Consider the following 7,003-nt stretch of genomic DNA (forward strand, 5'->3'; position numbering starts at 1 on the left):
AAGGAGAGTACAGGATTTTAAAAAGCCTATATATCAGACCCTACTTGACATATGCGCAAAATGTGCGCAAAGCCTTATCTTTTGTTATGTTTTCCTACCTATTATAGGGTGAAAACATTTAGAAATGATAGATCTTCAATAGTCAAATTGTATCACAGCTCCGTCACAAAAATAAAAATTATTTTTTTCTCGGATGTTGCTCTAAAATTTTTCTTTCAGTCTCAAGTCTAGCAGCTTTAGCTTCCTCAAGTGTTTTGAAGCTTCCTAAATAAGATTTCACACCATCAAGTTTTATTTCTGCAATATACTTATTTTTTTGTTTGCTGAACCAAACGCCGGTAACTCCAGTAGTATTTCTTTTGGATTTTTTAACTTTGGAGCTATCAATTCTGCCGACTGCCAAATTATCAACGTACAGCTTTTCTTTTATCGCTTTGCGGCCCTTTTTTGTATGTTCCTCTTGATGAGCTGGACCACCACAGGTCACACGTACACCTCTTGTAAGAGCACTCGAAACTACTTTAGCCGTTTGACCACAATCGCACTGGCATAACCATATGTTATTATTTGTTCCGTCGTACGGAAGCTTACGGATTGCAGTTAAGTGTCCAAACTTTTCACCCGTTAAATCTACAAGACTGCTTTTTTTAACGTAATGAGTTTTTTCTTTTTGTGGAAGCTTTTTTAACGCCGATTGTCTAGCCTTATAAGCATCGTCAAAATTATCAAAAGTTCCTAAGTGATGATACTTGCCATTGATAGAAATTCTAGCCTGATATTTATAGCCACTTTTTCTTTTAACCTGTTTAATTCCAGCGGTGTCTTTTTTTAGATTATTAGCCATTAAGATTGTGCCTTCCTTCAGCCCTATTCGAGATTTAAAATCTTCTTGCCTAATCCCGCTAGGTAGTCTGAACTTTCCTTACTAATAGGCATATACTCAGCAGTCACAGGTTCGGGATTAGTAGCTTGATCACTATATAAGCTAGGATAGTAGCCGTCTTCTTCTTGTGTGTCAAAGTCTCTCAAAGCTTGTCCCAGATTTTGCAAGACGTCATCTTTAGTCGTGATTTCACTAGTATAGACTGCAAATCTAACGGGATCGTCATCGCCTAGCAAATCAAATTCAATAATAACATTTTCGTCATCGGTATCAATAAAAGGCTTAACTCCGATTTTTTTGAAAGCTTCACTTAAAATAATTTGAATTGTTTCCATTGACATGTCTGCCATCTCCTCATCGTAGAATTGACCTAATTTTTCAGCTATACCAAGTTGCATATTTTCAACTTTTCTTTCTCCACGACGCATGGCACCGATTGAAGAAACTGTGACGCCTGTTATTTTGCTGATTCTGTATGATGTGATACTACTATCAAGTATCTTTTGAATTTTTTCACTTAATTTCATTATTATTCTCCTCAATTAGGCAGCTAAGATGCTCTTAGCAACCCAAGTTTTATGATGATCAATAATATCTTCTTTAGGATTCTTTGTATCAAAACTGATTTGAACAGTTTTTTCAGTTTCGCTAATAATTTCGGATTTGATAGTAAAGAAAAGAATGTCTTTAGCTCCTGCTCTTGAGAAGTCTTTTTTGATAGCCCAAGCAGGAACTCCGGCAACAGATTTTGGCATAAACTCGTCATATGCGGCATCTGTAACACGTTTTAGTTTAAACAATTTAACGGCGTCTTTAGCGGCACGTAGTGCTTTAACGTTTTTGTCGTATTTATTAACAAATTTTAAAGCAAAGCCTAGAGCAATGCTGTAATTGCCAACAGAACTAACAATGATTTTAGCTACTTTGTGAGCATCTTTCATTAGCTTACTTTGATGTCTGCTAAATCTGTAGGCTTTTAACTCTGATGGTGTTAACTTTGCTCTTTCTTGACTTGATAAACGTTTGAACATTTTTAAGACTTCCTTCTTTTTTATCTCTTCTTGATTACAAGTACATTATAACACGTGTGTATTATAATACAAGTGTATTATACAAATAAATGCTATTTATTTTAGACAAACAAAAAAGCCCACATCTAATTTAATAGATGTGGGTATTATTTGATTGCTCAAATACAAAAGAAGAAAACTATTGTAATTTGATTCAAACCGGCCTGTGCATTTTCTCAATTAATAATTTGGCTTCTTAACATCATAGATGTTATATTTACAAATTTTTGAATAATTACCTCTAAATCGATTATTAGGATAAATTTGATGATGAATATCGATAAACAAAGGATAAAAATAAATATGGTCACCAACTTTATCAATGCCACATATCACTCTGACACCACCGGAGTTGTTGGCGGCTATTTCCCATAAGGTTATTTCCGGGTCTAAATCAAATTTATTTATTTTTTTTACAATTCTTGTAATTAAATTTGTTTTATCATCCCCAATAACATGGCAATGCTGGTATTTACATTGTAAAATTTCCATTCCATGTTCCTTCAAAAATGGAATAGTTTCCACCATTATTACCTTAAGAACAGCGCACATCTCTTGATAATCACGATAAAAATTATTGAAATCTTTGAGATCAACAGAATCAAGCCACTTCGGATAAGCTGACAATTCGACGCTTATATTTTCATGGGTATCAATTTTGTTAAATTGACTATCTACATTATTCTTAGGAGCTATGTTATTGAGCCGTTTTCTTTTCGATCTAGAAATTTTTAAGCAACCCTTTCAATGTAACATTTAAAAATATCCTTATCGGATATTGCGGATGTGCTCGCTGATAAAGGTGTCGCATCTCCTCTAGCTTTTATCCACGGTGCTTCTCTGTGAGAAAGGTTTTCTAACTGATCTGCAGTAAAAGTCCCATATTCGTCCCAAACTTGGTTTAAAATGTCTTCAACATCATCAGGTAATCCAACAACTTCCCCATTATATTCAGGAATATCATTGTACCCATAAGATTTGTATTTAGAATAAATATCGTGTAAAACTGGTCCGTGAGCCCAAGCTTCAAAGGTATCATCAAACAACTTGTTGTCCAAATGATCAACATCATCATTGGTAAGAGTTAACACCCAGGAATAAGCATAATATAAAATTTTTTGTAACTTTTTAGGAGATAAACTACCTTTTTTCAAATACCAGTTTGCAATTTGTTGTGCTGTAAATTTGCTATCTGTCATATGAATCCCTCCACTCAGCGCAATTATAAAGAACAATATCTGACTTACTATTTACTCATGCTGATTATATCATCTTTCATCAGTAACGCATACTACGACCTTTCAAAAAAAAGCCCTCACTCATATTGAGTGGGGACTAATTATTCTGAAACTTAATTATTATTTACTTTACTATTCAAATTTTGAGCCAGAAGTGTACTCGAATGGAATAAATTGGTCAGTAGCAATTTTTGCCATTGGAATTCCATTAATGATTCGAATTCCATCAGTTTTAAAGGATTTACCAGTGCTGACAGACGCATTCTGTACACGGTTTCCTTTTGAATCAAAGACAGGTGCCAGTGAACCGTCCGTATATTTAACGATAATAAAATCTTTAAATGTGGTCTTAGAGATTGGAACAAAAATATCGGTAGCGATTTGGTAATGTGGTTCATCATTGATCATAACAATATCTGAACTCTTCCAAGTTGAACCCGCTTCATACGTTTCAGGACGTTCAATTCCTAAACGATCAACTGGATGTGTTTTTTCAGTTAATTTGATGGTATTTTCTACTTTAGGCTTTTCAGGTTCAACTGTAGGTTGTGTAGTTGCTTCAGTTTTAGCTGGTTGCTTATCAAAGATACCCCAGTCATAGCTCATATCTTGAGAGCCACCGCCCCAGCTTGATGTGTACTGCCAAGCAATTACATTGCCAGAAACGCCACAGGCATTAACGCCATAATTGGCTACCCACGTTCTATGCACATTAGCATTTAGAATACCTTGGTTGAACCAGCTTGCCATTGAATATTGAAAAACATTCGTATAGCCTTGTTCTGTCAAATAATTAATGAAGGTATCAACATAGTCTGCTACTAATAAAGTATTTAATGACGGATCCTCTACATCCACACAAAGTGGTGTATCTTTTCCAAAACCTAAATTAACAACCGATTGCTCAAAAAATTTAGCTTCGTTGATTGAATCTGCAATACTTGAAGCCTTGAAATAATGATAGAAGCCTACGCTCATGCTAGCTGCTAAAGCATTTCTTACTTGAGTAACGGATTTAGGATTAATGTAGTTATCTCCGTCAGGACTACCTTGTGTTGTTTTAATCAAAACACTTTGAACACCTGCATTTACTAAACCCTGGAAAAAAGCCAAATCATCCCTTTGAAAACTTGATATATCAGCAAAATATTTGGTCATATTAGTTTCTCCTTAAATTAGTAGATTTTGAATATGTTGGGGTTGGTATTTCATTTAGTGCCGATTGATTGGTAGTACTACTACCCGTGTCGGTATTCTTTGCTGTATCCGTGACTAATCCTAATGATCCTAGAATAACTAAGACGGTGTTAACTATCGCCATCGCTGTATTGATTTCATCGCCAGTAATTTCCCAACCAAACAGATGAAATACTTGCTGAACCAAAACGGCTACTAATGAAGCTAGTGAAAGCCACCAAGCCTTATTTTGATTTTTAATCGTAAATTTATTTTTCATTATTTACTCCTATTCCAACCCGGTCCTCGACACGAATTAATCTTTTTTCTTGGTCTTCAACAATTTCTGTTAAAGCGTGGCTATCATGCTTAGTCTCATTTTTGAAAGATTTAAATTGATTTGATAAATCCTTGATGTCATGACGAAGTGGTTTAATAATCACAACATTAAAGAACCACGTTAATGCGCCGATGAATATTGAAAATAATGAGAATAAGGCCAACCATTCAGTTAGCGAATATCCCATGATAATGTGTGGCGGCATAATTCACCTTCTCTCCAATTTCATAAAAAAGAAGGCTAGCCTTCTTCAAAATCCTCACCTGTAATTGTTTTGAAATCATCTTGAGTGATGATAGCTGGAACATAAATTTTAATATCTTTGGCCTTCAAAGTTTTCCAAATCTGTACTTCGGTTTTTAATAATTCAATCATATTAATATCCTCCTATTATTTACCTGTTTCACCAGCATCTGTACTAGATGTGGTTTTCTGTTCTGTGCTAAGCTTCATTGACATTAATTCTGTAGTGAGTTGAGTAATTGCCTGTTGTTGCGTGCTACTATCCGATTTCAACTGATCCCTGTCATTTTTTAAAGTCGTATTATCCAAGGTTAATTGAAGATTAGATTTTGTTAACTGTGTGACCGCTGTTTGTAATTGAACAGTGGTCATTTTTGTTGCAAGTCCATCTTGTGTTAAAGCCGTAATGTTTGCTTGATTACGTTCGTCAGATGTTTTGTTATCAGAAATATAAACCAATTTGTTATCTTGTTCTCTGACTGTCCAAAGATAACTTTCGGTAATCAAAAAAGCTGGATCACTATCTACTAGTGTCCAACCTTCAATTTTAGATTGTTGTTCCGCCCCTGATTCTGGTGAACTATAAATTCCTATGATATTTCTATCAGAATTTAGTTGAATTGCTATCTTCATTTGTACCCTCCTAATCTTTATATGTTGTTACTTTAGAAACGTTTAGCTTAAAAGGTGTTTTTACCGTACCGTCTGTTTTAGAAACGATAATGTTAAATCCTAAATTTATTACAGAATTTTCTTTAACGATTAGTAAATTGTTATCAATACTATCAAATTTTACATTTGCACTCCATTTATTCCATCCATATCCTCCTCCATCAACTTCAAAGTTATTTATAGTGGATGGAAATTTTAATTTAGAAAGTAAATTTATTTTGTTTCCAATGATCAAATCTTCTTTTCCAATTCTAATGGTTCTTATACCAATATCTGAAACATTTAATCTATAATTTCCAAGTTTGTTTAAGTTATGAAATAAGTCATTCACAATATTATTTGCAGTGGCATACTGTCCAAATGTAATTTCAATTCCATCCATTACATTCTCAAAGTAGTTAGATGGACCTGTCAAGGTAATATCTCCAGATGCCGATCCACTAAATAGATTTACCGATGGTGGTAACTGAGCAAATGCATTTTGCTTGGAGAATGTAGCAATTCTATCAACTACATATTGATAATTAGCTCCAGTAGCACCTGCAGCATCACCATCATTATCATATCCAGCAGTATGTTCAATTGTCATCGTTTTATCGACATTAAATGTCAGTGAAAGAATGGGAGCTTTTACATTCTTACCGCTTAGATGTTCACCAGTACCGGTAATTTGAATTGGAACCTTTTGTCCAACAGGCAAACTAGCAGTTTTGATGTACAAGGGATATGGTGCTGTTGTAGTGAAATATCCAGCCTTCACGACATTTTTTGGATCATAATTAATTGGAACACTAGTAACCGCACCTAATACACCCTTTGTCATTACTGTTTTCTGGATATGTCCTAGAATAGTAATTCCGTCAAATTGACCAAAAAGCTTCGTTCCCGGATCATCTGCAAAGGTAATTTTATTGGACTTGGTAGGGTCATCAGTACCTGACCATTCCAACTTTCTCTGCGTGATTTCACCATCAGCAAGTGAACCAGCATAATAATCAGCACCAGCTGATGGGTGATTTGAATCAGCCCCACCAGTGTTACCGCCTGTACTACCACCTGTTGAACCACTACCGCTTAGCATTTGTTCTGGAATGTCAATTCGATTGGTAGAAGCTTTTGCAACAAATTGATTTTTTAAATTGCCGTTTTGATCAACAATTCCAATTTTATAAGGCATATTTCCAACTGTTTTACCGATCAAATCTAAATCTTGATTTTCCATTTATTAAGACCCCATTTCTTTATTCATATTTTGTAATTTGTTTCTAATGGACATGCTCATAGTTTGGCTAACATCAACTTTTCCTAAAGCACTTGAAATAGCCGTTTGAACATCACTAGCTTTTTCAAAGGTCGAAAAATCTGGAAGTCCTAATACAGC

General features: G+C 34.7%; 11 protein-coding genes. All 11 read right to left on the reverse strand.

The genetic code is table 11. The features are described from left to right. Positions 1–178 precede the first annotated feature (178 nt). Entirely contained in the window at positions 179–844 is a 666-nt protein-coding gene (locus FD33_RS00230; RefSeq protein WP_051564319.1) for an AP2 domain-containing protein, read from the reverse strand. Positions 845–867: 23 nt separating this feature from the next. After that, positions 868–1,410, reverse strand: coding sequence for a hypothetical protein (locus tag FD33_RS12805; protein ID WP_025086177.1), 543 nt, complete (start codon positions 1,408–1,410; stop codon positions 868–870). A gap of 15 nt (positions 1,411–1,425) precedes the next feature. Beyond that, the gene (locus FD33_RS00240) at positions 1,426–1,914 is read right to left on the reverse strand and encodes a hypothetical protein (protein ID WP_025086176.1); all 489 of its coding nucleotides are present in this window, start codon (positions 1,912–1,914) and stop codon (positions 1,426–1,428) included. A 219-nt stretch (positions 1,915–2,133) separates the two neighbouring features. Continuing rightward, complete coding sequence (locus tag FD33_RS00245) at positions 2,134–2,580, reverse strand: hypothetical protein (RefSeq protein WP_025086175.1); 447 nt, start codon at positions 2,578–2,580, stop codon at positions 2,134–2,136. A 104-nt stretch (positions 2,581–2,684) separates the two neighbouring features. Next, a complete protein-coding gene (locus FD33_RS00250; protein WP_025086174.1) occupies positions 2,685–3,152 on the reverse strand; it encodes a Panacea domain-containing protein in 468 nt (155 codons plus the stop codon). Between the two features lie 171 nt (positions 3,153–3,323). Then, on the reverse strand, positions 3,324–4,349 hold the full coding sequence (locus FD33_RS00255; protein ID WP_025086173.1) for a GH25 family lysozyme: 1,026 nt from the start codon (positions 4,347–4,349) through the stop codon (positions 3,324–3,326). A gap of 1 nt (position 4,350) precedes the next feature. Next, positions 4,351–4,647: a phage holin gene (locus FD33_RS00260; RefSeq protein WP_025086172.1), complete on the reverse strand. Its 297-nt coding sequence runs from the start codon at positions 4,645–4,647 to the stop codon at positions 4,351–4,353. Further along, positions 4,637–4,912, reverse strand: a complete 276-nt coding sequence (locus FD33_RS00265) for a hypothetical protein (protein ID WP_025086171.1) — start codon at positions 4,910–4,912, stop codon at positions 4,637–4,639. Before FD33_RS00265 ends, FD33_RS00260 begins: the two co-directional genes overlap by 11 nt. 35 nt (positions 4,913–4,947) lie before the next feature. Next, the gene (locus tag FD33_RS12560) at positions 4,948–5,082 is read right to left on the reverse strand and encodes an XkdX family protein (protein ID WP_148299207.1); all 135 of its coding nucleotides are present in this window, start codon (positions 5,080–5,082) and stop codon (positions 4,948–4,950) included. Between the two features lie 15 nt (positions 5,083–5,097). After that, positions 5,098–5,583: a hypothetical protein gene (locus FD33_RS00270; RefSeq protein WP_025086170.1), complete on the reverse strand. Its 486-nt coding sequence runs from the start codon at positions 5,581–5,583 to the stop codon at positions 5,098–5,100. 10 nt (positions 5,584–5,593) lie between these two features. Beyond that, positions 5,594–6,844: a hypothetical protein gene (locus FD33_RS00275; RefSeq protein ID WP_025086169.1), complete on the reverse strand. Its 1,251-nt coding sequence runs from the start codon at positions 6,842–6,844 to the stop codon at positions 5,594–5,596. Positions 6,845–7,003 lie beyond the last annotated feature (159 nt).

It is taken from the genome of Companilactobacillus paralimentarius DSM 13238 = JCM 10415, assembly GCF_001434985.1.
Taxonomy (GTDB): domain Bacteria; phylum Bacillota; class Bacilli; order Lactobacillales; family Lactobacillaceae; genus Companilactobacillus; species Companilactobacillus paralimentarius.